The sequence below is a fragment of the Streptomyces sp. NPDC127119 genome, from assembly GCF_042677425.1.
Taxonomy (GTDB): domain Bacteria; phylum Actinomycetota; class Actinomycetes; order Streptomycetales; family Streptomycetaceae; genus Streptomyces.
In genome coordinates, this window is the sequence record NZ_JBHXTO010000136.1 from 1 (window position 1) to 25,135 (window position 25,135).

At 70.4% G+C, this 25,135-nt stretch carries 19 protein-coding genes; 8 read left to right on the forward strand and 11 right to left on the reverse strand.

From position 1 onward, the window contains the following. Window positions 1–52: 52 nt before the first annotated feature. The 4 genes from ACFVH5_RS35975 to icmF all read right to left on the reverse strand — a co-directional run bounded on the left by ACFVH5_RS35975 (window position 53) and on the right by icmF (window position 6,469). On the reverse strand, window positions 53–958 hold the full coding sequence (locus tag ACFVH5_RS35975; protein ID WP_385837886.1) for an SDR family oxidoreductase: 906 nt from the start codon (window positions 956–958) through the stop codon (window positions 53–55). Window positions 959–995: 37 nt separating this feature from the next. Then, window positions 996–2,129, reverse strand: coding sequence for an acyl-CoA dehydrogenase family protein (locus ACFVH5_RS35980; protein ID WP_385837887.1), 1,134 nt, complete (start codon window positions 2,127–2,129; stop codon window positions 996–998). 1 nt (window position 2,130) lies between these two features. Next, window positions 2,131–2,925 carry an enoyl-CoA hydratase-related protein gene (locus tag ACFVH5_RS35985; protein ID WP_385837889.1) on the reverse strand — a complete coding sequence of 265 codons (795 nt, stop codon included), beginning with the start codon at window positions 2,923–2,925 and terminating at the stop codon, window positions 2,131–2,133. 316 nt (window positions 2,926–3,241) lie between these two features. Next, window positions 3,242–6,469, reverse strand: a complete 3,228-nt coding sequence (icmF, locus tag ACFVH5_RS35990) for a fused isobutyryl-CoA mutase/GTPase IcmF (protein ID WP_385837890.1) — start codon at window positions 6,467–6,469, stop codon at window positions 3,242–3,244. A gap of 296 nt (window positions 6,470–6,765) precedes the next feature. Here icmF and ACFVH5_RS35995 point away from each other — a divergent pair, with 296 nt between their 5' ends. Next, window positions 6,766–7,950: a thiolase family protein gene (locus ACFVH5_RS35995; RefSeq protein ID WP_385837891.1), complete on the forward strand. Its 1,185-nt coding sequence runs from the start codon at window positions 6,766–6,768 to the stop codon at window positions 7,948–7,950. 138 nt (window positions 7,951–8,088) lie between these two features. Next, window positions 8,089–9,270, forward strand: coding sequence for a LuxR C-terminal-related transcriptional regulator (locus ACFVH5_RS36000; protein WP_385837892.1), 1,182 nt, complete (start codon window positions 8,089–8,091; stop codon window positions 9,268–9,270). A 2-nt stretch (window positions 9,271–9,272) separates the two neighbouring features. Here ACFVH5_RS36000 and ACFVH5_RS36005 read toward each other — a convergent pair whose 3' ends face one another. From ACFVH5_RS36005 to ACFVH5_RS36025, 5 genes are read right to left on the reverse strand one after another with little or no spacing between them, the layout of a single operon-like run. After that, on the reverse strand, window positions 9,273–10,730 hold the full coding sequence (locus ACFVH5_RS36005; protein ID WP_385837893.1) for an aldehyde dehydrogenase: 1,458 nt from the start codon (window positions 10,728–10,730) through the stop codon (window positions 9,273–9,275). Beyond that, a complete protein-coding gene (locus tag ACFVH5_RS36010; protein ID WP_385837894.1) occupies window positions 10,721–11,851 on the reverse strand; it encodes an NAD(P)-dependent alcohol dehydrogenase in 1,131 nt (376 codons plus the stop codon). The genes ACFVH5_RS36005 and ACFVH5_RS36010 overlap by 10 nt, the downstream gene beginning before the upstream one ends. Window positions 11,852–11,886: 35 nt before the next feature. Beyond that, the gene (locus tag ACFVH5_RS36015) at window positions 11,887–12,207 is read right to left on the reverse strand and encodes a 2Fe-2S iron-sulfur cluster-binding protein (RefSeq protein WP_385837895.1); all 321 of its coding nucleotides are present in this window, start codon (window positions 12,205–12,207) and stop codon (window positions 11,887–11,889) included. A gap of 14 nt (window positions 12,208–12,221) precedes the next feature. Continuing rightward, on the reverse strand, window positions 12,222–13,481 hold the full coding sequence (locus ACFVH5_RS36020; protein ID WP_385837896.1) for an NAD(P)/FAD-dependent oxidoreductase: 1,260 nt from the start codon (window positions 13,479–13,481) through the stop codon (window positions 12,222–12,224). After that, a complete protein-coding gene (locus ACFVH5_RS36025) occupies window positions 13,478–14,872 on the reverse strand; it encodes a cytochrome P450 (protein WP_385837897.1) in 1,395 nt (464 codons plus the stop codon). Before ACFVH5_RS36025 ends, ACFVH5_RS36020 begins: the two co-directional genes overlap by 4 nt. A 1,029-nt stretch (window positions 14,873–15,901) precedes the next feature. Between ACFVH5_RS36025 and ACFVH5_RS36030 the strand changes: the two genes are divergently transcribed. From ACFVH5_RS36030 to ACFVH5_RS36050, 5 genes are all read left to right on the forward strand, one after another. After that, complete coding sequence (locus ACFVH5_RS36030) at window positions 15,902–17,506, forward strand: hypothetical protein (RefSeq protein ID WP_385837898.1); 1,605 nt, start codon at window positions 15,902–15,904, stop codon at window positions 17,504–17,506. A gap of 247 nt (window positions 17,507–17,753) precedes the next feature. Beyond that, window positions 17,754–18,275, forward strand: a complete 522-nt coding sequence (locus tag ACFVH5_RS36035) for a hypothetical protein (protein ID WP_385837906.1) — start codon at window positions 17,754–17,756, stop codon at window positions 18,273–18,275. Next, window positions 18,272–18,625: a transcriptional regulator gene (locus ACFVH5_RS36040; protein ID WP_385837899.1), complete on the forward strand. Its 354-nt coding sequence runs from the start codon at window positions 18,272–18,274 to the stop codon at window positions 18,623–18,625. Before ACFVH5_RS36035 ends, ACFVH5_RS36040 begins: the two co-directional genes overlap by 4 nt. After that, window positions 18,622–19,539, forward strand: coding sequence for an ABC transporter ATP-binding protein (locus ACFVH5_RS36045; RefSeq protein ID WP_385837900.1), 918 nt, complete (start codon window positions 18,622–18,624; stop codon window positions 19,537–19,539). The genes ACFVH5_RS36040 and ACFVH5_RS36045 overlap by 4 nt, the downstream gene beginning before the upstream one ends. A gap of 11 nt (window positions 19,540–19,550) precedes the next feature. Beyond that, the gene (locus ACFVH5_RS36050; protein WP_385837901.1) at window positions 19,551–20,402 is read left to right on the forward strand and encodes an ABC transporter permease; all 852 of its coding nucleotides are present in this window, start codon (window positions 19,551–19,553) and stop codon (window positions 20,400–20,402) included. 188 nt (window positions 20,403–20,590) lie between these two features. Here the strand turns inward: ACFVH5_RS36050 and ACFVH5_RS36055 are convergent, their stop codons facing one another. Next, window positions 20,591–22,834: an MMPL family transporter gene (locus ACFVH5_RS36055; protein ID WP_385837902.1), complete on the reverse strand. Its 2,244-nt coding sequence runs from the start codon at window positions 22,832–22,834 to the stop codon at window positions 20,591–20,593. Between the two features lie 392 nt (window positions 22,835–23,226). Next, entirely contained in the window at window positions 23,227–24,036 is an 810-nt protein-coding gene (locus tag ACFVH5_RS36060) for an SDR family oxidoreductase (protein ID WP_385837904.1), read from the reverse strand. 101 nt (window positions 24,037–24,137) lie between these two features. Between ACFVH5_RS36060 and ACFVH5_RS36065 the strand changes: the two genes are divergently transcribed. After that, window positions 24,138–25,016, forward strand: coding sequence for a helix-turn-helix transcriptional regulator (locus tag ACFVH5_RS36065; protein ID WP_385837905.1), 879 nt, complete (start codon window positions 24,138–24,140; stop codon window positions 25,014–25,016). The last annotated feature ends 119 nt before the right edge of the window (window positions 25,017–25,135 follow it).

Genomic DNA, 25,135 nt, shown 5'->3' on the forward strand with positions numbered 1-25,135 from the left:
GCCCCGTACCGCCTGTCGGTACGGGGCCCCACACATGTACACGGCTCCGGAGTCAGACCGAGCGCTGCTCCTTGCTCGCGGCGGTCGCCGCCCGGCTGCGGTCCCGTACCTCGGCCCAGTCGGCGTCCGAGAGCGAGGTGAGACCCGCGAAGGTGCCGGGACCGGCGAGCATCTGACCGCCGTCCATGGCGATGGTCTGGCCGGTCAGGTAGTCGCAGGCGCCGGAGAGCAGGAACATGGTGAGGTGGGCGAGTTCCCCTATGCTGCCCGCCCGGCCGGCCGGGATCAGATCGGTCTGGGTGGCCCCGACCGAACTCTTCTCCGTCGGATTCAGCATCTCCCAGGCGTAGTCGGTGGGGATCGGCCCGGGCGCCAGCGCATTCAGCCGGATGCCGTACTTGGCCCACTCGACGGCCAGGGACATCGTCATGGCGTGCACGCCGGCCTTCGCCATCGCGGAGGGAACGACGAACGCGGAACCCGTCCACACCCAGGTGGTCAGCGTGGAGACCACACTGCCCGGCAGACCGTCGGCGATCCACCGCCGGCCCGCCGCGAGCGTGGTGTGGAACGAGCCGTTCATCACCGTGCCGCTGACCGCCTCGAACGCCCGCGGGCTGAGGTCCTTCGTCTGGGCGATGAAGTTGGCCGCCGCGTTGTTCACCACCCCGGTGAGCGGGCCGTGGCCGGACCAGACGGACTCCATCGCGGCGTCGACCTGCTCCGCGTCCCGGACGTCCACCGAGTGCACATGGACGCTCCCGGGCCGGGAGACCGAGGCCTCCTCGGCGGCCTCCCGCAGGACCGCCTCGCGACGGCCCCACAGATGGACCTCGGCGCCGTGGTCCACCAGATGCCGTGCCACACCGCGGCCGAGACCGGTGCCCCCGCCGGTGATCAGGATTCGCTTCCCCTCCAGCAGATCGCTGGTGAAGGGCGAACGCGAAGCGTCGTTCAAGGCCGTGGTCCTTTCCTCGTGCGCCCGGACCCGTGCCTCACAGCAGGCTCTTGGCGATGATCTCGCGCTGGATCTCGTTGGTGCCGCCGTAGATGGGCGGCGCCAGCGCCTTGCGGACCTGGCCCTCCATGCCGTACTCCCGGGCGTAGCCGTACCCGCCCATCATCTGCATGGCCTCCAGCGCGGTGTTCTTCGCGATCTCGGTGCAGCGCATCTTCGCCATCGCGCTCTCCCGGGCGAGCGCGTCCTCCTGCCCGGCGTCGACCCGGCCGGCCGCGTCGTACAGGAACGCCCGGGCGAACTCGACGTCGGTCGCGAGGTCCGCGATGCGGTGGCGGATCGCCTGGAAACTGCCGATGCTGCGGCCGAACTGCTCACGCTGTCCGACGTACGCGATCACGTCGTCGAGCGAGCGGCGGGCCGCACCCAGACTCATCGCGGCGATGATGAGCCGTTCCACGCTCAGCCCGCGCATGAGCTGCTTCCAGGCGTGGAGCGGACGGCCCACCACGGCGGAGGCGGGCACCCGGACGTCGGTGAAGAAGACGTCGTTGACGGTGTGCGCCTCCATCGTGTCGATGCCGCGGATCGTGAGGCCCGGCGTGTCGGTGGGCACCATGAGCAGGGTGAGGCCCTCGTGCTTGGTGCCACCGCTGTCCTCACGGGCGAGCACCAGGAGGTGTTCGGCGACGTGCGCGGCGGAGGTCCAGGTCTTCTGGCCCTCGATGACGTACGTGTCGCCGTCCCGGGTGGCCCGTACCCGTACCCCGCCGAGGTCCGAGCCCGCGCCCGGCTCGCTCAGCGCGATCGCCTCCAGCCTGCCGGCGACCAGGTTGGAGACGATGATGTTCTTCTGCTCCTCCGACCCCCACCGCAGATAGGTCTGCGCGGCGGTCAGGCCGGTCGAGTAGCCCGTGACGGGCAGCAGGCCCCGCGAGGACTCCTCCAGGAACACGCACTCGTCGACGAAGCCCGCGCCACCGCCGCCGTACTCGGCCGGCAGGGACACCCCGAGCCAGCCCAGCTTCGCGAGCTCGGCGAGGATCTGCGGGCTGTTCGACAGCGTTCCGCCCTGGGTCACGGCGTCCCGCTGGGCCACGGAGCCGTACTGCTCGCGGGAGAACGCGTGGATGGCCGAGCCGAACCGCTTCTGCTCCTCGCTCAGCTCCATCTCAGGCGCCCCGGTACTTGCTGAAGTCGGGCTTGCGCTTCTCGTTGAACGCGTTGATGCCCTCCTGCGCCTCGGGGGTCTCACCGAAGAGCTTGAGGGTGCTGTAGGCCATCGAGCCGATGCTGACGAAGTGCTCGGTGTCGGTGTTCATCGACTGCTTGAGCACCTTGAGCGCGGTCGGTGAGAACTCCAGCATCTGGTCGGCCCACGCACGCACCGCGGTACGCAGCTCGCCGGCCGGCACGACCTTGTTCACCAGACCCCAGTCCAGGGCCTCCTCGGCGCTGAGCCGGCGGAGCATGAACCACAGCTCGCGGGCTCGCTTCTCACCCACCACACGGGCCAGGTAACCCGAGCCCAGACCGGCGTCGAACGATCCCACGCGGGGCCCGTTCTGGCCGAACTGGGCGGTGTCCGCGGCGATGGTCAGGTCGCACAGCACATGGAGGACGTGACCGCCGCCGATCGCCAGGCCGTTCACCGCGGCGACGACCGGCTTGGGGGTGTCGCGGATCACCCGGTGCAGGGCGTCGACCTCGAACAGACCGCTCTGGGAGGGGCCGTAGTCCCCGGTCTCCATGCGCTGCTTCTGGTCACCACCGGCACAGAACGCCTTGTCACCGGCACCGGTGAGCGCCACCACGCCCACCTCGTCGCTGGCCCAGGACCACTTGAAGGCCATGACCAGTTCGTCGACGGTGCGCGCCCGGAAGGCGTTGTACCGCTCCGGCCGGTTGATGGTGATCCAGGCGAGACCGTCCTCGACCTCGTACGTGATGTCAGTGAAGTCGTCCATTGGCCTCGGTCCTTTCTCCAGGGCAGCCGACGGCGTCGTCGGCGTGCTGCAACGGCGGCCGATTCGGCCTGACCATTTGAAGAATAGTATGGAAGCGAACGATCGTTATCAAGACCTCGGCCCGCTCCGCGTGCCGCCGGTGCCGTCCGGCACCAGCGCCCCGAGCCGGTGGAACGCCGACGGGCGCCCCCTCGCGGGAGCGCCCGTTCACCGTGCCGTGCTGGTGTGTGCGTGTTGGTGTGTGTGCCGGATCAGCTCCGGACGCGCGTGACGCCGCAGACCGGCGCCCGTCGGCCGGTGCGGCCGTTCCCGGTGCTCACACGTTCCTCCGGTACTGTCCGCCGACCTCGAAGAAGGACTCGGTGATCTGCCGCAGCGAGCAGACCCGGGCGGCCTCCATCAGGACCTCGAAGACGTTGTCGCCGTTGATCGCCGCTTCCTTGAGCCGGGTGATCGCCTGTGCGGCCGCCGCGCCGTGCGCGGTCTGGAAGTCGCGCACCCGCCGCAGCTGCGACTCCTTCTCCGTCTGCGTGGCGCGGGCGAGTTCGACCTCCCCGCCCGGAGCGTCGTCGCCCGGCCTGCGGAAGGTGTTCACGCCGATGATCGGCAGCGAGCCGTCGTGCTTGCGCTGCTCGTACAGCATCGACTCGTCCTGGATACGGCCGCGCTGGTAGCCGGTCTCCATGGCGCCGAGCACACCGCCGCGTTCGTTGATCCGGTCGAACTCGGCGAGCACCTCCCGCTCGACCAGGTCGGTGAGCTGGTCGATGATGAACGAACCCTGCAGCGGGTTCTCGTTCATCGCCAGCCCCCATTCACGGTTGATGATGAGCTGGATCGCGAGGGCCCGGCGCACCGACTCCGCGGACGGGGTGGTGACCGCCTCGTCGTAGGCGTTGGTGTGCAGGGAGTTGGCGTTGTCGTAGATGGCGATCAGTGCCTGCAGGGTGGTGCGGATGTCGTTGAAGTCCATCTCCTGGGCGTGCAGGGAGCGGCCGGAGGTCTGGACGTGGTACTTCAGCTTCTGTGAACGCTCGTTGGCACCGTACTTCTCCTTCATGGCGACGGCCCAGATCCGGCGGGCGACCCGGCCGAGGACCGAGTACTCCGGGTCCATGCCGTTGGAGAAGAAGAACGACAGGTTCGGCGCGAAGTCGTCGATGCGCATCCCGCGGGCCAGATAGGCCTCGACGTACGTGAACCCGTTGGCGAGGGTGAACGCGAGCTGGCTGATCGGGTTCGCGCCCGCTTCGGCGATGTGGTAGCCGGAGATGGACACGGAGTAGAAGTTGCGGACCTGGTGGGCGATGAACCACTCCTGGATGTCGGCCATCATCCGCAGGGAGAACTCGGTCGAGAACAGGCAGGTGTTCTGTCCCTGGTCCTCCTTCAGGATGTCCGCCTGGACCGTGCCGCGCACGGTGGCCAGCGCGTGCGCGCGCAACTCGGCCGCCTCCTCCGGGGAGGGGTCACGGCCCTCGGCGGCGCTGAATTTCTCCAGCTGCTGGTCGATGACCGTGTTGAGGAAGAACGCCAGCACGGTGGGGGCCGGGCCGTTGATCGTCATCGACACCGAGGTCGTCGGCGCGACCAGGTCGAAACCGTCGTAGAGCGCCTTCATGTCGTCCAGCGTCGCGACCGACACACCGGAGGTCCCGACCTTGCCGTAGATGTCGGGACGCTCGTCCGGGTCACGACCGTAGAGGGTCACCGAGTCGAACGCGGTGGACAGCCGGGTGGCGGGCTGGTCCTCGGACAGCAGCTTGAAGCGCCGGTTGGTGCGGAACGGGTCGCCCTCGCCGGCGAACATCCGGGCCGGATCCTCGCCGTCCCGCTTGAACGGGAACACTCCGGCGGTGAAGGGGAAGAGACCGGGCAGGTTCTCCCGCCGCCAGAACTTCACCAGTTCCCCGTGGTCGGTGAAGCCGGGCAGCGCCACCCGGGGAACCTTGTTGCCCGACAGGGACTCCCGGGTCAGCTTGGTCCGGATCTCCTTGTCCCGGATCCTCACGACCTGCTCGTCACCGGAGTAGGACTCCACGACGGCGGGCCAGTTGACGATCTGGTCCGTGACGTCGGGCGGCAGCTGCTTGCGTGCCTGGGTGAGCAGTGACTCCACGTTCCCGGCGTCGGAACCGGCGTCGGCGAGGTCGCCCCTGACGGCGTCCAGTCGCTGGACGCGCCGCGCCGCCTCGGCGAGGGCCTCCGTCTCGCCGTGGTAGGCGCGGACCGTCTCGGTGATCTCGGCGAGGTAGCGCACCCGGTCCGCGGGCACCACCTGACGGATGCCCGAGGAATGGCGTACGTCCACCTGCGGCAGCGCGCCCTCGGACACCGGCAGTCCCCGCTCGGCCAGCACGGTCTTGAGATGCTGGTGCAGAGCGGTGACGCCGTCGTCGTTGAAGGTCGCCGCGGAGGTGCCGAACACCGGCATGTCCTCCGGCTTCTTTCCGAACGCCTCGCGGTTGCGGACCAGTTGGCGGCCCACGTCGCGCATCGCGTCCTTGGCGCCCCGCCGTTCGAACTTGTTGATGGCGACCACGTCGGCGAAGTCGAGCATGTCGATCTTCTCCAGCTGCGAGGCGGCTCCGAACTCCGGAGTCATCACGTACAGCGAGGCGTCGACGAACGGCACGATCGCCGCGTCCCCCTGGCCGATACCGGGCGTCTCCACGATCACCAGGTCGAAGCCGGCCGACTTGACGACGTCGATCACGTCGGACAGGTGCTCCGGCAGCTCGTGGCTGCCACGGGTGGCGAGACTGCGGAAGAGAACCTGGTCCCCGTCGAGGGAGTTCATGCGGATCCGGTCCCCGAGCAGGGCTCCACCGCCCCGGCGGCGGGTCGGGTCGACCGCGATCACCGCGATCCGCAGTTTGCCGAGCTGATCGAGGTGGAAGCGGCGCACCAGTTCGTCGGTCAGCGAGGACTTTCCGGAGCCGCCGGTACCGGTGATGCCGAGGACCGGTGTGACCCGCTCCGCCGCGGCGGAGCGCACCCGCTCCAGCAGCTCCGCGGGCAGCTTGCCCAGTTCGGCGCCCGTGATGGCGCGGGCGATCGCGAACCGGTCGCCCGCGAGGAGCGCGGCGGCGTCGGCCGGCTTGCTGTCCCAGAGGTCGAAGTCGCAGTCCTTGACGACGGAGTTGACCATTCCGGCGAGGCCCATGCGCTGGCCGTCCTCGGGGGAGAAGATGGTCACTCCGCTGGCCCGCAGCCGGGTGATCTCCTCGGGCACGATCACGCCACCGCCGCCGCCGACCACCCGGATGTGGTCCGCTCCCTGCCGGCGCAGGGATTCGACGAGGTACTCGAAGTACTCGACGTGTCCGCCCTGGTAGGACGAGACGGCCACGCCGTGCACGTCCTCCTCCAGCGCCGCGTCCACGACCTCCTGCACCGACCGGTTGTGCCCCAGGTGGATCACTTCGGCGCCCTGGGACTGGAAGATCCGCCGCATGATGTTGATCGACGCGTCATGTCCGTCGAACAGGGCCGAGGCGGTGACCAGACGGACGGGATGCACGGGTCGGTGCAGAGGTTGCATGGGGGCCTTCCCAAGACACTTCGGAAGAGTACTGATATCGAGATAGTAGGACGTCCTACTATTTTCTGGCGAGTGGGTGTGACTGGAAGAACAGGGCGGGTCGGCGGGAGCGGCTTGCGTCCAGGGCTCGGTGTGCGCCCGGGAACGGACTGGTGACGGGCAGGTGGCGGGTAGATAGTAGGACGTCCTAGTATCTCACGGATCCGTGCGGGAGCGTCGTATCCCACGGCGGACTCCTTGCGGCGGACTTCTCATGAAGGCGCGCGCCGGACGGCGCGTGGGACGGGAAAGTGCACATGGCTGACGCGGAAAAGATCATCGTTCTCGACGGGGCCCGGACCCCGGTCGGAAGCTTCGGAGGCGCGTTCAAGGACGTACCGGGCTTCGAGCTCGGCGCGACGGCCGCGAAGGAGGCCCTGCGGCGCTCAGGCGTCGCGGCGGAGAAGGTCGACGAGGTCGTGATGGGCTGCATCGGCCAGGTCGGCCCGGACGCCTACAACGCCCGCCGGGTGGCGATCGCGGCAGGGCTGCCCAAGAGCGTGCCGGCGTACACGGTGAACAGGCTCTGCGGCAGCGGCCTGCAGGCCATCTGGTCGGCGGCCATGCAGATGCGCTGGGGAGGGGCGGACTTCGCCCTGGCCGGGGGCGACGAGTCGATGACCCGGATGCCGTTCTACGACTTCGGCGCACGCGCCGGCTACCGGCTCGGTGACCGCACACTGGTCGACGGCACGGTGATGATGCTGACCGATCCCTTCCACGGCATCCACATGGGGGTGACGGCGGAGAACGTGGCCGCGAAGTACGGCGTGTCACGCCGGCGGCAGGACGAGTTCGCGGCGGAGTCCCAGCGGCGGGCCGCGACCCGGGAGGCGCGGGCGGCGTTCGCGGAGGAGATCGTCCCGGTCGAGGTGGGCGGCCGGAAACCGTACACCGTGACCGAGGACGAACACCCCAGGCCCGGCACCACGCTGGAGACGCTGGCCGGGTTGCGCCCGGCGTTCGCCGGGGACGGCACCGTGACGGCCGGCAACGCCTCCGGCATCAACGACGGCGGCGCCGCCGTCGTGCTGGCCCGGGAGTCGGTGGCCAGGGAGCACGGGCTGACGGGCTCGGTGTCCCTGGAAGCCGTCGCGACCGCGGCGATGGAGCCCGAACTGATGGGTTACGCCCCGGTCCTGGCGCTGCGGAAGCTGTTCGCGCAGACCGGCACCACACCCCGTGACATCGACACGGTCGAACTGAACGAGGCGTTCGCCTCCCAGGCGGTCGCGGTGATCCGCGACGCGGAACTCGACCCGGAGAGGACCAACCCGTACGGCGGCGCGATCGCGCTCGGGCACCCGGTCGGCGCCACCGGGGCGATCCTCTCGCTGCGGGTCGCCAAGCACCTGGTCCGCCACGACCTCGAACTCGGCATCGTCACGATGTGCATCGGCGGCGGGCAGGCGCTCGCCGCGCTGTTCCGACGGGTGCGGTGACGTCGCGGGGCTCTTTCGGCAACGCGCCCGCGAAAGGTTGGACCTTTCCATCTGGTGTGCTGTACGACCAAAAGGGTACACTTGGGCGCGAGAGCGTCACCGAAGGGAAGAGTGTCGCCGAAGGGAAGGGGGGCGTCCGTGGACGACGGCGCTCCTGCCGGACTTCCCGACCTGCAACGCGCTGTCCGGCAGGTGCTCGACCGGGTGTCCGAGGTCATGGGCGACCCGGACCTGGCTCCGGGACGGGCGACGTTCGACCTGCGCTCGGCCGACGCCGCGCTGCGGTCCGCCGAGCGCCTCCTGACCGTCGGCCTTGCCGGGTTCCGGGGCACCGACGACGCGCAGGCCCGGTTCGCCGCCGCGCTGATCGACGTCCAACTGGTCCGGAACTCGGTCAGGGAGGCCGGACTCGTCCGGCGGGCGGCCGCGGTCCGGGACGTTCAGGCGGCCCTGCGGCGGCTGCGCGCGGTCGGGACGACGGCCGCACTCGTCGAGCGGGCCCCGCTGGAGATCAACGGACTCGGCTACCGCCGTTGCCTGTTCTCCCGGCTGCGGGGACCGGACTGGTCCGCCCGGTCGGCGTTCGCGCACGAGGACCCCTGGCTGGCCGCGGAGCTCGTGCGGATCGGCAGTGCGGCTCCCGGCCGGCTGGGACGGGAGCTGCCCGAGACGGAACTGGTGCGCCGGCGCGACCCGATCCTCGTACGGGACGCGCAGAACAACCCCCGTGTGCATCGGGGACTGATCGACCTCGCGCACACCACGGACTACATCGCGGCTCCGCTGATAGCCCGCGAAGAGGTCGTCGGACTCATCCACGCGGACCGGCACGCCGACACCGGCACGGTCGATTCCTTCGACCGCGACCTGCTCGGCCTCTTCGCGGAAGGCCTGGGCCTGGCGTTCGAGCGTGTCTTCTACCGTGAGCGGCTCGGCGCGGTCCGCAGCAGTCTGCAGGAACAGGTACGGGCGCTGGGCGAGCCGACCGGTGATCCCGACGGTCCCGAGGACGCCTTCGGCCCGGACGCGGGGACACCCCGGGCGGAGGCACAGACCTCACTCGCCGTGTCGGAACCGGTGGCGCGCGCGAGGCCGTTGCACTCCCTGGAGTGGCCGCTGTCGGAGCTGACGCGGCGGGAACTTGAGGTGTTGCAGCACCTGCTCGACGGCGAGTCGAACGCGCGGATCGCCGCCGGTCTGTACGTCTCCGTCGAGACGGTGAAGACCCATGTCAAGCATCTGCTGCGCAAACTCGGCGCGGCGAACCGCGCCGAGGCCGTCTCGCTCGCCCGGGAGATCGTCGCGCGGTCCGCCGGCTGACGCTACGCGGTGGACGGGTCCAGATAGATCGTTTTGAGTGTCTGATAGCCCTGCAGCCCCTCAGGGCCCAACTCCCGCCCCAGACCGCTGTTCTTGACACCACCGAACGGCGCGGTGGGGTCGTTGGCGTAGGCGTTGATGCCGATGGTGCCCGAGCCGATCCTGCGGGCCAGCGCCTCGCCGCGGTCCGGGTCGGCCGTCCACACCGAGCCGCCGAGTCCGTAGTCGCTGGCGTTGGCGAGGGCGACCGCCTCCTCCTCGGAGGAGTAGGGGATCACCGAGAGCACCGGTCCGAAGATCTCCTCCTGGGCGATGGTGTGCGCGTTGTCGACGTCGGCGAAGACCGTGGGCTCGACGTACCACCCGCGGTCCAGGTTCTTGGGCCGGCCGCCACCCGTGGTGAGCCGGGCGCCGTCGTCGAGTCCCTTGGCTATGTAGGACTCCACACGGTCGCGTTGCCGTGCGGAGACGAGCGGCCCCATCTGCGTACCGGGCGCCAGTGGGTCGCCCACGTCGAGGGACCGGGCCAGGCCGGTGACGGTGTCCACCACTTCGGCGTACCGCGACCGGGGCGCGAGCACACGGGTCCCCAGCCAGCAGATCTGTCCGTTGTTCAGCAGGGTCGCCGCGTAGAAACTCTCGATGTTCGTCCGCAGGTCGGCGTCGTCGAGCACGATCGCCGCCGACTTGCCGCCCAGTTCCAGGGTCACCGGCCGCAGCAGCCGGCCGCAGGTCTCGGCGATGGACCGCCCGGCGGCGGTGGAACCGGTGAAGGACACCTTGTCGACCCGCGGGTGCGACACGAGGTGCGCGCCCAGTTCGCGGCCGCCCGGAACGACGTTGAGCACGCCCTTCGGGAGCCCGGCCGCCGCGGCGGCCTCGCACATCAGCAGGGCGTCGAGCACCGTCTCCGGGGCGGGCTTGAGCACCACGGTGCAGCCACTGGCCAGTGCCGGCGCGAGTTTGAGGAAGGTGATGGCCTGGGGCACGTTCCACGGCACGATGGCGACGACGACACCGACGGGTTCCCTGATGACACGGGAGCGGCCACCGAGCATGCCGGGGCGGGTCTCCTCCTGGGCGTTGTCCGTCATCAGCCCGGAGAAGTAGCGCAGGACGAGCGGGGGGAATCCCTGCTCGAACTGGTGGGCCAGCGAGATCGGCATGCCGTTCTGCAGGGAGACCCGGCGTGCCGTCTCCGCACCCCGCTCCTCCAGCGCGACGGCGAACCGCTCGATGGCCTCGGCACGCCGGGCCGGTTCCCAGGCAGCCCAGCCCGCCGGATCGTCGAACGCGCGGCGAGCGGCGTCGACCGCGGCGTCGGCGTCGGCCTCGGTCGCCTCCGGAACCGTGCCGATGTGCTCCTCGGTGGCGGCCGAGTGCACCTCGATGGTCCGGGCGGAAGCCGGGCTTCTCCAGCCGCCGTCGATGAAGAGCCGGTCATAGGTGATCAGTTCCATGTCGGGTTCCCCGCTTTTCTTTCGTGCACGAGTACGATCTTCACGGCCTCGCCGCGATGTTGTGCTTCCACGGCTTCGTCGATCTCCGAGAACGGCCTTGTGGTGATCAGCTTGTCGAAGGGGAACCGGCCGGCCCGGTACAGGTCCAGCAGGTACGGGACGAAGACGTCGGGGTCGCTGCCGCCCTCCACGATTCCCAGCACCGTCACCCCGATGACCTGTGCCTGGATGAGGTTGAGGGGGAGTGCGGCCGACGGATCGGCAGGAACGCCGATGATGCCGAGCCTGCCCCGGTTCGCCAGCGACAGCATGGCCTGCTCCAGCACCGGGACGATGCCGGTGGTGTCGATGGCGTGGTCCACGCCGTCGGGGAGGATCGCGCGGACCTGCTCGGCCAGGGGGCCGACGGCCGGATCGACGGCGTGCGTGGCGCCCAGGGAGAGCGCCAGGTCACGGCGTTGCGCGTGGGGTTCCACGACGATGACGGTGGCGAGTTCGCGGACGGCCGCCGCCATGACCGCGGAGAGCCCCACCGAACCGCCGCCCAGCACCAGCAGTGTGGACCCGCGCTTGCAGTCGAGCGAGTTCATGACCGCTCCGGCGCCGGTCTGCACGCCGCAGCCGAGCGGGCCCAGCAGACTCAGCGGAAGGTCGTCGGCGACCTTCACGACATTGCGTTCGTGCGCGATCGCGTGCCTGGCGAAGGACGACTGCCCGAAGAACTCCGATCCGAGCGCGATGTCGCCGAGGTGCAGGGTGTTGCTTCCGTCCGTTCGCGCTCCGGCGAAGTTGAGCGCCATGAACCGCACGCAGTAGGCGGGTTCGCCGGCACGGCACTGTGCGCACCGCCCGCAGCTGTTGAAGCTCAGTACGACCTTGTCCCCGGGAACGACTTTGGTGACGCCGTCGCCCACGGCGACGACCACACCGCTTCCTTCGTGCCCGAGCACGCCGGGCAGCGGAAACGGCAGATGCCCGTCCTTGGCGGCGAGATCGGTGTGGCACAGGCCGACACCGGCGATCTCGACGACGATCTCGTCCGCCGCGGGATCGGCGAGGGTCACGCTCTCCAGAGAGAACGGTCCGCCGATCTCCCTGGCCACCGCTGCTGTTGTCTCCATGGTTGCTCCTCTGCCTCGGTCGTTCGGTCGGCGGATCAGTCGTCGGACACGGCGACGGTGACGCGTACGGCGGCACAGCTGGCGGAGAGGATCAGCTGGCATGCCAGCCGTGACGCGGGGCGGGCGCCGTCGGCGAACTCCAGGAGTTCCCGCTCGTCGTCCGACGGTTCGTCGAACTGGGCCCGGGACGCCTCGTCGACGTAGACATGGCAGGTGGCGCAGGAACAGCTGCCACCGCACTCCGCGATGATCCCGGGAAGGTTGTTGCGGACCGATCCGTCCATGACGCTCTGTCCGCTGGGGACGTCGACCTCGTGGACGGCTCCGTCCGGCAGGACGTATGCGACCTTGGGCATGGTGGGCTCCGTACTCAGTTCATGACGGCTTCGGACAGAGGGGTCCCGGGATCGGCCAGTCGTGCGGGGTCGACCCGTCGGCGGGAGGCGATGAACTTCCTGCCCGCCGCGAAGTCGGCGGGGGCGTTGGCCGATTCCACGGCGGTGACGATCCGGTCCTCGTGGTGGAACAGCGCGAAACGTTCCGACGACGGGTCTCCGCGGACCGCGGTGCCGCGCGTGACCTGTGCCCCGGAGTCCCCCGGTTCCCGGACCACCCCGGCGATCTTCAGCTTGAGGCCGAACTGGTCGGACCAGAACCAGGGGACCTCCGCGGCCGGTGTCGCTGTGCCGAGGATGACGGAGCAGGCCTGTCTCGCCTGTTCCGTCGCGCTGGGGATGCTCTCCAGCCGCAGACTGCCCGGCACACCCGCGACGGGACGGCGGGTCGCGTCGCCGATCGCCAGGACCGACGGATCGCCGGTGCGGGCCCGCCCGTCCACGACGATTCCCTCATCGCATTCCAGACCGGCCGCCCGGGCCAGCCCGTCCTGCGGGACGGCTCCGACCCCGACCAGTACGGCATCGCACTCCAGCCGGCCGTGGTCGGCCAGTTCGACGCCGTCGACATGTCCGTGCCGGCTCGTCAGGCCGACGACCCTGGCCCCGGTGACGATGTCCGTCCCCCGCGCCCGGTGGTGCCGTGTCAGCGCCTGCGAGAACCGGGTGCTCGCGACCCGCGCCAGCACCCGTCCCTCCCGCTCGACGACGGTGACCTCGACCCCGTTCGCCCGCGCGGCGGCGGCCACCTCCAGACCGATGTACCCGCCGCCGACGATGACGAGCCTGCCGCGGTCCGCCAGGTAGCCGCGCAGCACCCGGGCGTCGGACAGGGTGCGCAGTGTGATCACTCCGCGCGTGTCCGCGCCGGGCAGCGTCAGGCCCCGCGGCACCGCCCCGGTCGCCAGGACCAGGACGTCGTAGGCGTAGGTGCCCCCCGATGCCGTACGCACCCGGCGTGCCGCCCTGTCGACGACGGTGACCTGTTCCCCGAGCCGTACCGTGATGTCCTGCTCGCGGTAGAACTCCGCGGGCCGCAGCCACTGCACCGGCCCGTCGCCGTCGAACTTCTTGGAGAGCGGGGGCCGTTGGTACGGCAGGTCCGTCTCACTCCCGAGGAGGACGAGTTCCCCGCGGTAGCCACCCTGCCGGAGCAGCCCGGCGAGTGTGGTGCCCGCGTGACCGCCCCCGACGACCACCACCCGCTCGGCGGTCCCGGGAGGGGTCTCCGTCACCGCAGTTCCAGCCGGACCGGCAGCTTGCGCAGGCCCCCGACGAAGTTCGTCCGGACGACCTTCCGTTCGCCGGTGATCTCGATGCTCCTGATCCGCGGAAGCAACTCCTCCAGCATGACGCGCAGTTCGAGTTTGGCCAGGTGCTGGCCGATGCACATGTGGGGTCCGTAGCCGAAGGCGATGTGCTTGTTGGGGCGCCGCTCGGGCCGGAAGACCTCCGGCTCCCCGAAGACGTCGGTGTCCCGGTTCGCGGACTGGTACAGCAGCATGAAGCGGTCGCCCTTGCTGATGTTCCGGCCACGCAGTGTGCAGTCCCGGGTGGCGCGGCGCGTGAACTGCTTGACGGGGGAGGCCCACCGCAGTCCCTCGTTGACCAGGCCGGGGATGAGTTCCGGGTTGTCCTGGACCTTGGCGAGCTGGTCGGGGTGGAGAGCCAGCTGCTCGACGGTGCCGGCCATGGTGCTGGAGGTGGTGTCGTGGCCGGCCGTGGCGATCGCGATGAACCACCCGTAGGCGAAGGTCTTGGCGTGGTACTCCCCGTCCTCGCGCCGGGCTCCCGCGATGATCGTGGCCAGGTCGTCGCGAGGTGTCGTCCGGCGGTCCTCCACGAGCGTGTCGAAGTACGCGTAGAAGTCCGAGATGGCGGCTGACCACTGCTGGGCGGCGGCCTCCGGGGTGAGCGGCTCGACGTCCGCGCGCTGCGCGTCGGGGTCGTCGGTGCCGAAGAACTCCTGTGTCAGCCCCATCATCCGGGGCTCGTCCGCCTCGGGCACGCCGAACAGGCTCATGATGACGTGCAGCGGATAGAAGAGCGCGAAGTCCTGGACGAAGTCGATGTCGTTGGTGCCGGTGCGCAGGCGGGTGCCGATGGCTTCCCGGGCCAGGACCCGGATGTCGTCCTCCCACTTCTTCAGGTTGGCGGGACGGAACCAGTCGGCCGCGATGTCCTTGATCGCTGTGTGCTCCGGCGGGTCGAGGTAGGTGAGGGTCTCCAGAATGCGCAGGCTGCCCCCGGTCAGGCTCCGGGTGAACGCGTCACCCGCCTGGTTCTGCAGGATCGGGTTGTGCGAGCCGGGCTCGTCACCGCCCCCACTGGTGAAGACGTCCGGCTGCCGTTCGATCTCCATGATGTCCGCGTGCTTGCTGACCAGCCAGACGGGGTCGTAGCCCTCGATCTCGGCCCGGCCGAGCGGATTGTTCTCCCGCAGCCACCGGTAGGCCTCGAAGAGCGGTCCGTCGTCCCGGTGCCCTTCCGGCAGGACGACCCGCCGGGCGATGTCGTCGGGCACGGTGGGTCCGACGTCGGGCATGTCGGGGCCGACAGGGGCGATGGGGCCGGTGGGTCCGGTGGGGTCGGCGGATTCCGTGGCGGAGACTTCGTTGGGATGCATGAGTCCTCCATGGCGCGATTCCGCTTCAGCCTCGTTGCTGTTGCGGACGGCTCGTCGCGCGAAGTGGTCCCATGCTGGGGGCGGGCCCGCCGCTGAACATCGCTCCTGCGGAGGGAGTTATCTCCCCCGGCATCCCTCCGGCGGGCCGTGTCCTGATCGCGCCTCGGCCGTGCCAGGAGTCGTGCCGGGGGGAGTCTGCCGACCAGCGGCCCCACAGCGTGGCCGTGACCTCAGGCCGCGCCAACAATAAACACATTGGAAACATGCGGCTCGTTCGGTAAGGGTAGGTTGCCCGAAACGCTGTGGTGTTCCTCTGTTCACGTTGCGTTCTCATTCGGTATAGAGCCATTTATGGCTGATATCCCTTTTGTTGTGCCGTCCTGGAGCCTCAGTCAGAAGGAGCTGTCCGTGCTGGACCGCCCGCGCGAAACACAGACACGTCGCACGGACGCTGCGGATCCGGCCAAGCGCCGTACGCAGAAGCCGCAGCCCGCGTTGGCCTCCTTGCAGGGCAAAGCCGGGAACAGGGCCGTCGCGGCAGTGATCCAGCGTGCGTCGGGTGGTCCTCGCCCGGGTTCGGCGGGGGGAAAGCAGCGGGAGGCTGGCTCATCTGAGATGGACGCCTTGGTGGCCGGCAGGGGCCGGTCGAATTCCGCCCCCGCCGACCTGAACCCGGTTGCCGAACCGCCGCGGTCCGCTCAGGGCGAGCGGGCGGAGCAGGAGGCTGCGGAGGAGAGACGCCGGACGGCGGCGCATCGACAGGTCGCGGTGGATGCGGCGGCGGAGGGTGGTCGTCGGCCTGGGGTGTTGGAGGAGCGGCGGCGTCGGGTGGGTGCGGTGGCGTCGGATGCGGCGGCGGAAGGGCAACGTCGGCAAGAGGCCGCGGCGCGGGAACAGCCTGAGCGTCAAGCGGTCGTGGCTCTACCGAGACCCCCCGAGGGTCCATTCGTCGTGGCGTCGCGAGGACAGCCTGAGCTTCAAGAAGTAGCTGAGATACAGGAACAGCCTGAGCGCCAGGACATCGCTGAGGTGCGGGAGCAGCCTGAGCGTGAAGTGCTTGCCGTGGAGGAGCAGCGCCGGCAGGAAGAAGAGACGGCTGCGGCCGAGCGGCGCCTGCGGGAAGAAGAAGCCGCGGCTGAGGAACAGCGTCGGCAGGAAGCAGCGACTGCGGTGGCTGTGGCCGCACAGGACCAGACTCAGCCGGAGACGAAGCAGCGTCGAAGCGGGCTGCGGCGCTTGGCCGGTGCCGGGGGACGGCTCAAGAGGGTTGCCGGGAAGATAAGGGAGATCCTCAGCACCTCGTCCAAGACCGACAAGGCCAAGAAGATCCTCGACCAGCCCGACACGATGGCCAACCGCATCAACGCGCCCACGGAGGGCGGCGTCCGGATGGACGGACAGGCCACGGGGGACACCGCTCAGGTGCAGGCCACCGCGATCGTCACCCAGGTCGACACCGCGATCAACGCGGTGACCGATGTCCTGGGAGTGGTCAACGACGCGCGTGCTCTGCACGCCGCGCGCAAGAGCCGCAAGGGCGTGGGGCCGGAGACCCACAAGCCCAGGAAGGACATGCGCGGAAAGCCGCTCGGCGTGGCGCAGAACGTCGGCATGGTCGCCGGCGATGCCACCGGCATGGCCAACGCCGCCGTGAGGAACGCCGGCCAACTGGGCGGGGTGGCCGCTCTCGGCGAGGCGACCGGCGTTTTCAGCATCTTCTACTCCACGGTGATCGCCGCCCGTGATTCCACCGTCATCTGGAAGACCTACAACAAGAACCGCGCGCTCAAAGGTCTGACAGGGGGACCTTCCGGCGAGGCGCCGGGGAACGAGGGCCGACTCCAGGACGTACTCGACCGGTTGGGAGAGGTGCAGCAGCAGACGGCGAGGGCGGCCTCGCGGGAGCGAGGGGGCGACCAGTCGGACATCGTCGCGGCGGAAGTGGGCACGGCCGCCACGGAACTGGGAGCGGGCGTCCTTGAGCTCAACCAGCAACTGCACGCCGAACTGGCCCAGATAATCCAGTACGCGCGGCACAAGCAGCACACCAAGATGGGCAAGCGCGTCGCCAGCCTCGGGGGAAACACGGTGCGTACCGCGGGCGGCGGCCTCGCGATCGCCGCCGCGGCCGGGGCGATCGCCGGCCCGGCGGCGCCAGCCGTGGCCGGTGCGGCAGCGGCCCTCCTGATCAGTGGCGCCCTCTACAAGGGATCCAGGGCGGGCAGCAACCGGTATGTCGCCGCGCGGCATCCCGACCGGTGGGCCAGGCCCACACCTGCGCAGGCCGAGACCGGAACGGACCGGCCCGAGGCAGCCGCTTCGGTGGCCGCGCCCGAACCGGCCGGACGCCGCGACGCGTTGAAGGAGTTCTTCAAGGTGACGAAATCCGTCCAGCAGGGCGAGCGTCACTTCATGGCGCAGAAGCTGTACGCGCTCGCGGCCGGCCCGGACGTCCCCGCGAGCAGGAACGCTCCCGACGGCGTACGGGAATCGGCGCGTGCGCTGCTCGGGGTCCTCAAAGCCGGCCCGACCCAGCACAAGCAGTCGCCGGAGGAGTGGGCGGCGTCGCTCAACGACCCGGCACAGCAGACCGCCTGGGAGAAGGAGATAGCCAACCAGCTCTCCTCGGCCTGAGCCGCACCCGCAGGCGGAAAGCAACGCGGGACCGGAACGACACCCCGGCGGTCGTCGTTCCGGTCCCGCGTTCCTCTTGTCCGGAAGACGCCGTCCGTTTGTCCGGAGGGCACCGCCCGTGGCCGCGGCCGATCGTCCGGCACGCACATAGCCCCCGCTCGCCGACTTGCCAGTCGGGAAAGTCGGAGATAGCTTTCCTGGTGGGAAAGTCGAGTGGTGACGGGTGAGTGGGGGCACGGGCATGGCCATCGATGCCGAACAGGCGTGGCGGGATCTGCAGCGCATCCGGGTGCCGCAGGAGCGGGTGTACGACGAGGTCGAGCGGTCCGCCGCGGGCGGCTCGGGAGACCTCTGGGGTACGGCCGCACTCATGTGGCTCTTCCTGGCCGGGCTCGGGCTTGACCTGCCCGGGTGGGGCGTGGGGCTGGCCATGGCCGCGTACGCCGTGCTGCTGGCCGGCGTGGCGGTGCTCCACAACCGCCGGAGCCGGGTGCGGCTGCACCACACCCGGTGCACCCCGCGGATGTTCGCCACCTTCGTCGCGGGGGCGGTGGTGACCGGCGGGACGGTCCTGCTGTCCGGCCGGCTGGTCGACCCGCTGGAGCCGATGCCCGGCAGTCTGATCCAGGCCACGGTCTCGGCGACGGTGTTCGTGCTGTTCGTGGGGCCGGCGGGCCGCTGGGCTGCCGGGTCGGCGCGGGGCCGCGGCACACAGGTCATCGGCACGGGCACGGGTACAGGCACGGGCGGCGCGGGGGCGGAGCGATGAGCATTCCCGCCGGGTTCGACGAGCTGATCCATCCCGCCACCCGGCTGTCGGTGGTCGCGCTGCTCGCCGCCACCGAATGGGCGGACTTCGCGTTCGTCCGCGACAGCCTCTCGCTCAGCGACTCCGCGCTCTCCAAGCAGCTGCACACCCTGGAGGAGGCCGGATATCTGGAGCTCCAGAAGGAGGGGGGCGGCCGAAAGCGGCGTACCAGAGTGCGGTTGACGGATCGCGGCCGTGCCGCCTTCGAGGGACACGTCGCGGCCCTCCGCGCGATCGTCGAGGGCGCCGGTCCCGCGGCGGCGAGCGGAACACCGCCACGGCAGCGGCACGACTCGGGGGCTGGACGATGACACCGAAGCACACACCCGCCGGGCCCGTCGGTGCCGCCCAGCCCGTCGTCCGCGCGCGGGACGTGACGATGGCGTACGGCGACGTCGAGGTCCTGCACGGCGTCGAGCTGGACATCCACCGCGGTGAGATCTTCGCGCTCCTCGGACCCAACGGCGCCGGGAAGACCACGACCGTCGAGATCCTGGAGGGCTTCCGGCGGCGTTCCGCCGGTGAGGTGAGCGTCCTCGGCGTCGACCCGGAGCACGGCGACGACGCGTGGCGCGGCCGGATCGGACTGGTCCTGCAGTCCTGGCGCGACCACCGCCGCTGGCGGGTCGCCGAACTGCTCACGCACTTCGCCACCTACTATCCCGACCCACGCGACCCGGCCGAACTGCTCGCCCTGGTCGGCCTCACCGAGCAGGCGGGCCGCCAGGTGGAGCGGCTGTCCGGCGGCCAGCGCCGGCGGCTGGACGTCGCGCTCGGCATCGTCGGCCGCCCCGAACTCCTCTTCCTGGACGAGCCGACCACGGGCTTCGACCCCGAGGCACGGCACGAGTTCCACGTACTGGTCGAACGGCTCGCCCGGGAAGAAGGCGTCACCGTGCTGCTCACCACGCACGACCTGGTGGAGGCCGAGCGGCTCGCCGACCGGATCGCCGTGCTGGTCGGCGGCCGGATCCGGGCCAGCGGCACGCCCGCGGAACTGGCCCGGCAGGCCGCCGCCCGCGCCGAGGTCCGCTGGACGGCCGGCGACGGGACGGCTCGCCGTGAACGCACCGCGGACCCCTCGCAGTTGGTCTGGGAACTCCACCGGCACGCGGACGGCCCGATCGCCGACCTGGAGGTCCGGCGCCCCACGCTGGAGGACACCTACCTGCACATGCTGCGCCGGGAACCCGACGGCACCGACGTCACGGCACAGGCCGCGTGAAAGGGACACCCATGACGAACGCCTGGCGTGCGGGGCTTCAGCGCGGCCGTATCGAACTGCGGCACCTCCTGCGCAATCCCAAGGAGCTGTCCGGCCATCTGGCCAACGTCGTCGCCGCGGTGGCGATCGCCGCCTACGTCACCGGAGACGTGCCCGGCACCCATGTCCCGATGGCACATCTCCTCCTCGCGGGCTTCGCCGCCTATCTGCTGTTCCAGATCGGACTGGTCAACCTCCCGCAGATACTCGTGACCGAACGGGAGGAGGGCACCCTGCTGAGGCTGCGCGCCACCCCCGGCGGGATACCGGCCTACCTCGTCGCGAAGACCTTGCTGGTCGTCGTCGTGGCGGTCGGCACCCTGGCCCTGCTCCTGGCGGTCGCGGCGCTGCTGGCGGACGGGCCACTGCCGCACGGGCCCGGCGGCTGGCTGACGCTGCTGTGGGTCACCACCCTCGGACTGCTCGCCGTCGTACCGCTGGGCGCGGCCATCGGCGCCGTGCTGCCCAACCCGCGCGAGGCACTGGCGTTGATCATGCTGCCGACGATGGGGCTCCTGTTCACCTCCGGAACGGTGTTCCCGATCACCGCGCTGCCCGTGCCGGTCCAGCAGGTGGCCGCGGTCTTCCCGCTCAAGTGGATGGCACAGGGCCTGCGTTCGGCACTGCTCCCCGACACCGCACGGACCGCCGAGGTGGCCGGCTCCTGGGAACTGCCCATGGTCGCCCTGGTGTTGACCGCCTGGTCGGTCCTCGGATTCCTCCTCGCGGTGCCCTTGCTGCGCCGCGCCGCCCGGCGCGAGTCCGGCTCCCGGCTGTCCGCACGCCACCGCAAGGCGGCACAGAACGGCGCACTGCCCGCGTAGGCGGCCCGCCCGGCCGGACCACCTCGGCGCCGCTGTCCCTGCGGGCACCGGCCAGGAGCTCCTTCGACGGAAGGACGCGCCGCACCACCTTCGCGGCGCCGCAACAGAGCACGGTCGCCGCCGTTCGCGACCAGGCCCCGGGCGCCGTCAGACGCCCGAGGCCGAGGAGCAGTCGAGGATCAGGTGAGTCAGACCCCGGCGGAGCTCTTCGTGTCCGTCGAAGCCGCCCCCGAGGGCCCGGCGGGCGCGGGCGTCGGCGTGGGACCGCCTTCGCTGAGGCCGTACTTTCCGTGGAAGGCGCGCAGGAAACCGGGTGCGTACCAGGCCGAGTCGCCGAGCAGGCGCATCGCCGCGGGTACGAGGACACCGCGCACGGCGATGGCGTCGAGGAGGACCGCGAGTCCGCTGCCGAGGCCGAACATCTGCATGAAGCTGAGCTTGGCCGTGCCGAAGGCGAAGAAGCTCACCGCGAGCAGACAGGCCGCCGCGCTGACGATGCGCCCGGTGTGGCCGAGACCGTTGACCACGGCGGACTCGTTGTCCTCGCCCTGGTCGTGGAGTTCCTTGATACGGCTGGTGACGAAGACCTCGTAGTCCATCGAGAGGCCGAAGGCGATGCAGAACATCAGCACGGTCATCGACACCTCCATCGGCTGCGCGGTGAAGCCGAGCGGCGAGGAGAAGTTGCCGTCCTGGAAGATCCAGGTCATCACGCCGAGCGTGGCCGCCAGGCTGATCGCGTTGAGGATCAGCGCGCGCAACGGGTGCACGACGCTGCCGGTGAACAGGAAGAGCAGCAGGAACGTGGTGAGGACGACCAGGGCCACCGCGAGGGGAAGCCGGTCGGCCACGGACTGCTTGGCGTCGACGAGTACGGCGTCCGGCCCTCCGACCAGGGGGTGCGTCCCGGCGGGCGGGGCGAGCGAGCGCACCTGCTCGACCAGGTCCTGGGCGTCGTCCGACTTCGGTGTCAGGCCGCTCACCACGCTGATCCGCTGAGCGTCGGGCCGGCCGAGCGCGGAGTCGGCGGGGCCGCTCTCCGCGGACCGGCCCTCGCTGTAGGTTCCCCCACTGGTCTCGACCCGCAGCACGCCCTTGAGCGCGGCCAGCCGACCCGCGTACGACGCCAGCGGTTCCTTGTCCACGGGCTGGTCGATCGCGATGTTGAGGGCCGAGTCCTCGCTGCCCCCGAAGTCCTCCCGCAGCACCTGCGAGACCTGGCGGCTCCCGGCGTCCTTGGGCAGCACGCGCTCGTCCGGCGTACCGAAGGTGATGTTCAGCAGCGGGCTCGCCGCGAACAGCAGTACGGCGAGGACGGGCAGCGCGGTGAGGGCGGGCCGCCGCATGACCGTACGGGCCAGTCGTCCCCACAGAGGAGTGCGGGCGTCGGACCGCTGCGATTTGGCCCACGGCAGGCGTCCGCTGTTGACCCGGTGCCCCAGCACCTTCAGCAGGGCGGGCATCACGAACAGGGTGCTGAGGGCGGCGATGGCGACGACACCGACCCCGGCGAAGCCGAACGAGCGCAGGAAGTACTGCGGGAACACGAGCAGTGCCGCCAGAGCCGCCGCGACCGTCGCGGCGGAGAAGGCGACCGTACGGCCCGCCGTGTGCACCGTGCGCCGGACGGCGTCGTCCACGCTCGCACCTGCCGCGAGCTGCTCCCGGAAGCGGCTGACCATCAGAAGGGCGTAGTCGATGCCGAGTCCGAGACCCAGGGCGGTGGTGAGGTTTGTCGCGGTGTCGGCGACATCCGTGACACTGCCGAGCAGGAAGAGCTGGGCGAACGAACCCATGATGGCGATGATCGCGATGACCAGCGGCAGCAGGGCCGCGACCACGCTGCCGAAGACGAACAGGAGCAGCACGAGGGTCAGGGGTATGGCGATCGCCTCGGCGAGGATCAGGTCGTCGACCACCTGCTTCGACAGGTCGGCGCCGACGGCGGCGCCTCCGCCCGCCTGGACGGTGAGCGTGTCCTTGTACGTGCCGCTGAAGGTGTCGATGACCTCCTTGGCGTTCTCCCGCTGCTCCGTCGGGTCGCCCCGCACATGGGCGAGCACCATGGCCTCGCGGCCGTCCTCGGAACGCAGATCGGGGCTGTTCGTCTCCCAGTACGAGACGACGTTGCTGAGTCGCTCGTCCTTCTTGAGGTCGGCCGCCAGGGCCCGGCCGCTCTCATGGGAGGCGGGGGTGTCGATCCGGCCGTCGGGGGAGCGGACCAGCAGGACGAGGTTGACCTCGCCGCCGAACTTCTCGTCGATGACGTTCGCCGCTCGGGTGGACTGTGAGGCGGGGTCGTCGAAGCCGCCGCCCTTCAGCTTCTCGAAGGCGCCTGCGCCCACCACGCCCAAGAGGGCCACGGCCAGGGCGGCGACGACCAGGACCAGCCGAGATCGGCGGATCGCCAATTCGGCCATGCGTTCGAACACGGGATGTCTCCTTCGATGTTCCTCGGTGAAAGGCGAGAGCGCCGGCCGGACCGAGGTCGGCACAATGCGTCGCAGAGCCCCTTCGCCCCGTCGAAAAGGGGGCGCGGGCCGCGCTCTTCGTCGCCGAGAACGACGCTAGTGAGACAAACGCTTCTTTGGCAGGAGGAGATTTACCTGACAGTGTCAGATTTTCTTGTCAGGGGTATCTTTCAGGGGTAACTCCCGCACCAGCACGTCGAGTTGGTCGCCCTGATGATAGCGGGACGCGGGGTCCCCGCGGTCGGTGACGGTCGTCGCCTCGAAGACGGCCTGCCCGGCCTCGTGCCGGGGTGGCGGCAACTACGCGCCACCCCGGTACGGCCGGTCACGCGCACGGCGGCCGACCGCCCCTCTCAGTCCAACTCGGTCGGCACCACCGTCAGTTCGGCGATGTTGACCCGGGCCGGTACCGCCGCCGAGTACGTGATGGCGTCGGCCACGTCCTCGGCGGTGATGGTGGTGAGGGCCGACCGCATCTCGTCCAGCCCGGCGCGGGTGGCCTCGTGTGCCATGTCGGCGCCGAGTCCGGTGACGGCGAAGGCGGGGTCGACGGACCGCACCCGTACACCGCGGGGCCCCAGGGAGACGCGCAGGTTGCGGGTCAGCTGGGCGACCGCCGCCTTGGTCGCGCCGTAGACCGGGTAGTCGACGAAGATCACTTCCGCCGCGATCGAGCCGAGGTGCACCAGGTCCGCGGGCCGACCGGCCCCGGCCGCGTCGAGCAGGTCCGTGACGAAGGCCCGGCCGGTCCCCAGCAGGCCCCGCAGATTCACGTCGATCATCCGGTCCCATTCGCCCGTGTCCGCCACGTCGAACGGCGCACCGAGCATCACCCCCGCGTTGGCGACGACCAGGTCGGGCCTGCCCAGGCCGGTGCGGATCCGCGCAGCGGCGGCGTCCAGCGCGGCACTGTCGGTGACATCCACCGAGAGCGCCATGACGTCGGCGGAGTGTTCCTTCCGCAGGGTCGCGGCGAGGTCGTCGAGTGGTCCGGACCGCCTGCCGAGCAGCGCGACCGCCGCTCCGGCCGCGGCGAAACGATGTGCGGTCGCGGCGCCGATCCCGGCACCGGCCCCGGTGATCACCGCGATCCGGCCGGCCAGCGGACCCACGGGCGCGTCGGCGACGGACAGGGAGAGGCGGTTCGAATCGTTGTCTGTCATGGGAGCGATCGTGTGCGGAGCGCCGCAGGCCGGCCAGGGCGGTCTCATCCTGGGTGTGCCACACCCAGGTAACCGGTTCCGTGCGCGCCTATCGTTGCGGCATGGACACTGGCAACCCCTTGGGAGAGTTCCTCCGCGCCCGGCGAGAGATGACCGACCCGTCCCGGGCAGAACAGCCCTGGTCGGGTCGGCGCAGGACGCCGGGCCTGCGCCGGGAGGAGGTCGCCCAGTTGTCCGGAGTCAGCACCGACTACTACGCCCGGCTGGAACAGGGACGGGAGAAGCACCCCTCCGCGCAGGTGGTGCATTCCCTGGCCCGCGCCCTCGGACTGAATCCCGAGGAGACGGCACACCTGCACCGGCTGGCACGGACAGCGCGTGGCTCCGTACGACGAGGCGGCCGGGTGCCCGTCGGGCCGAGGCTGCTGCGCCTGATGGACGGCTGGCACCACACACCCGCGCTGGTCCTCGACCGCCGACTGGACGTGCTGGCGGGCAACCGCCTCGGACGCGCCCTCTTCGCCACGATGCTGGACCGGGACGAGACCAACCTGGTCCGGTTCACCTTCCTCGACCCGGACGCCCGGGACTTCTACCCCGACTGGGAGCAGGTCGCCAGGTCCGGCCTCGCGGCCCTGCGCGCGGGCAGCGGCGACCTGGTGAACGACCCCCGGCTCACCGAACTGGTCGGTGAACTGTCCCTGAAGAGCCCGGAGTTCCGCGCGCTGTGGGCCCGGCACGACGTACGGGGCAAGGGTCATGAGGCCAAGTCCTTCAACCACCACGAGGTCGGCGAACTGACCCTGACCTACGACTCGTTCACCGTCGACAGCGCGACGGACCAGCAGCTCGTCGTGTACCAGGCCGAGCCCGGCAGCACCTCTCAGCAGGCCCTCGCCCTGCTCGCCACGGTGGCTGCCGAACTGCCCGCCTCGGACCTCGTGGCCGTTCCCCGGGTGGGTGCGACGGACCCTGCCTGAGTTCCGCCCGCGGTCCTAGGGCCTGTCTGACAATTCCCGTCTGCCGGGCGGCGTCAGGTGCGCACTCTCGCCGCACCGGGCACAGAGCCAAGTACGTCCAGTACGAGGCTCTGCGCCCG

What these genes read in the sequence shown, in the direction of transcription:
- ACFVH5_RS35980 (WP_385837887.1), bottom strand. Translation starts at nt 2,129, where the DNA reads ATGGAGCTGAGCGAGGAGCAGAAGCGGTTCGGCTCGGCCATCCACGCG.
- ACFVH5_RS35985 (WP_385837889.1), bottom strand. Translation starts at nt 2,925, where the DNA reads ATGGACGACTTCACTGACATCACGTACGAGGTCGAGGACGGTCTCGCC.
- icmF (WP_385837890.1), bottom strand. Translation starts at nt 6,469, where the DNA reads ATGCAACCTCTGCACCGACCCGTGCATCCCGTCCGTCTGGTCACCGCC.
- ACFVH5_RS35995 (WP_385837891.1), top strand. Translation starts at nt 6,766, where the DNA reads ATGGCTGACGCGGAAAAGATCATCGTTCTCGACGGGGCCCGGACCCCG.
- ACFVH5_RS36005 (WP_385837893.1), bottom strand. Translation starts at nt 10,730, where the DNA reads ATGGAACTGATCACCTATGACCGGCTCTTCATCGACGGCGGCTGGAGA.
- ACFVH5_RS36010 (WP_385837894.1), bottom strand. Translation starts at nt 11,851, where the DNA reads ATGGAGACAACAGCAGCGGTGGCCAGGGAGATCGGCGGACCGTTCTCT.
- ACFVH5_RS36015 (WP_385837895.1), bottom strand. Translation starts at nt 12,207, where the DNA reads ATGCCCAAGGTCGCATACGTCCTGCCGGACGGAGCCGTCCACGAGGTC.
- ACFVH5_RS36025 (WP_385837897.1), bottom strand. Translation starts at nt 14,872, where the DNA reads ATGCATCCCAACGAAGTCTCCGCCACGGAATCCGCCGACCCCACCGGA.
- ACFVH5_RS36040 (WP_385837899.1), top strand. Translation starts at nt 18,272, where the DNA reads ATGAGCATTCCCGCCGGGTTCGACGAGCTGATCCATCCCGCCACCCGG.
- ACFVH5_RS36045 (WP_385837900.1), top strand. Translation starts at nt 18,622, where the DNA reads ATGACACCGAAGCACACACCCGCCGGGCCCGTCGGTGCCGCCCAGCCC.
- ACFVH5_RS36050 (WP_385837901.1), top strand. Translation starts at nt 19,551, where the DNA reads ATGACGAACGCCTGGCGTGCGGGGCTTCAGCGCGGCCGTATCGAACTG.
- ACFVH5_RS36060 (WP_385837904.1), bottom strand. Translation starts at nt 24,036, where the DNA reads ATGACAGACAACGATTCGAACCGCCTCTCCCTGTCCGTCGCCGACGCG.
- ACFVH5_RS36065 (WP_385837905.1), top strand. Translation starts at nt 24,138, where the DNA reads ATGGACACTGGCAACCCCTTGGGAGAGTTCCTCCGCGCCCGGCGAGAG.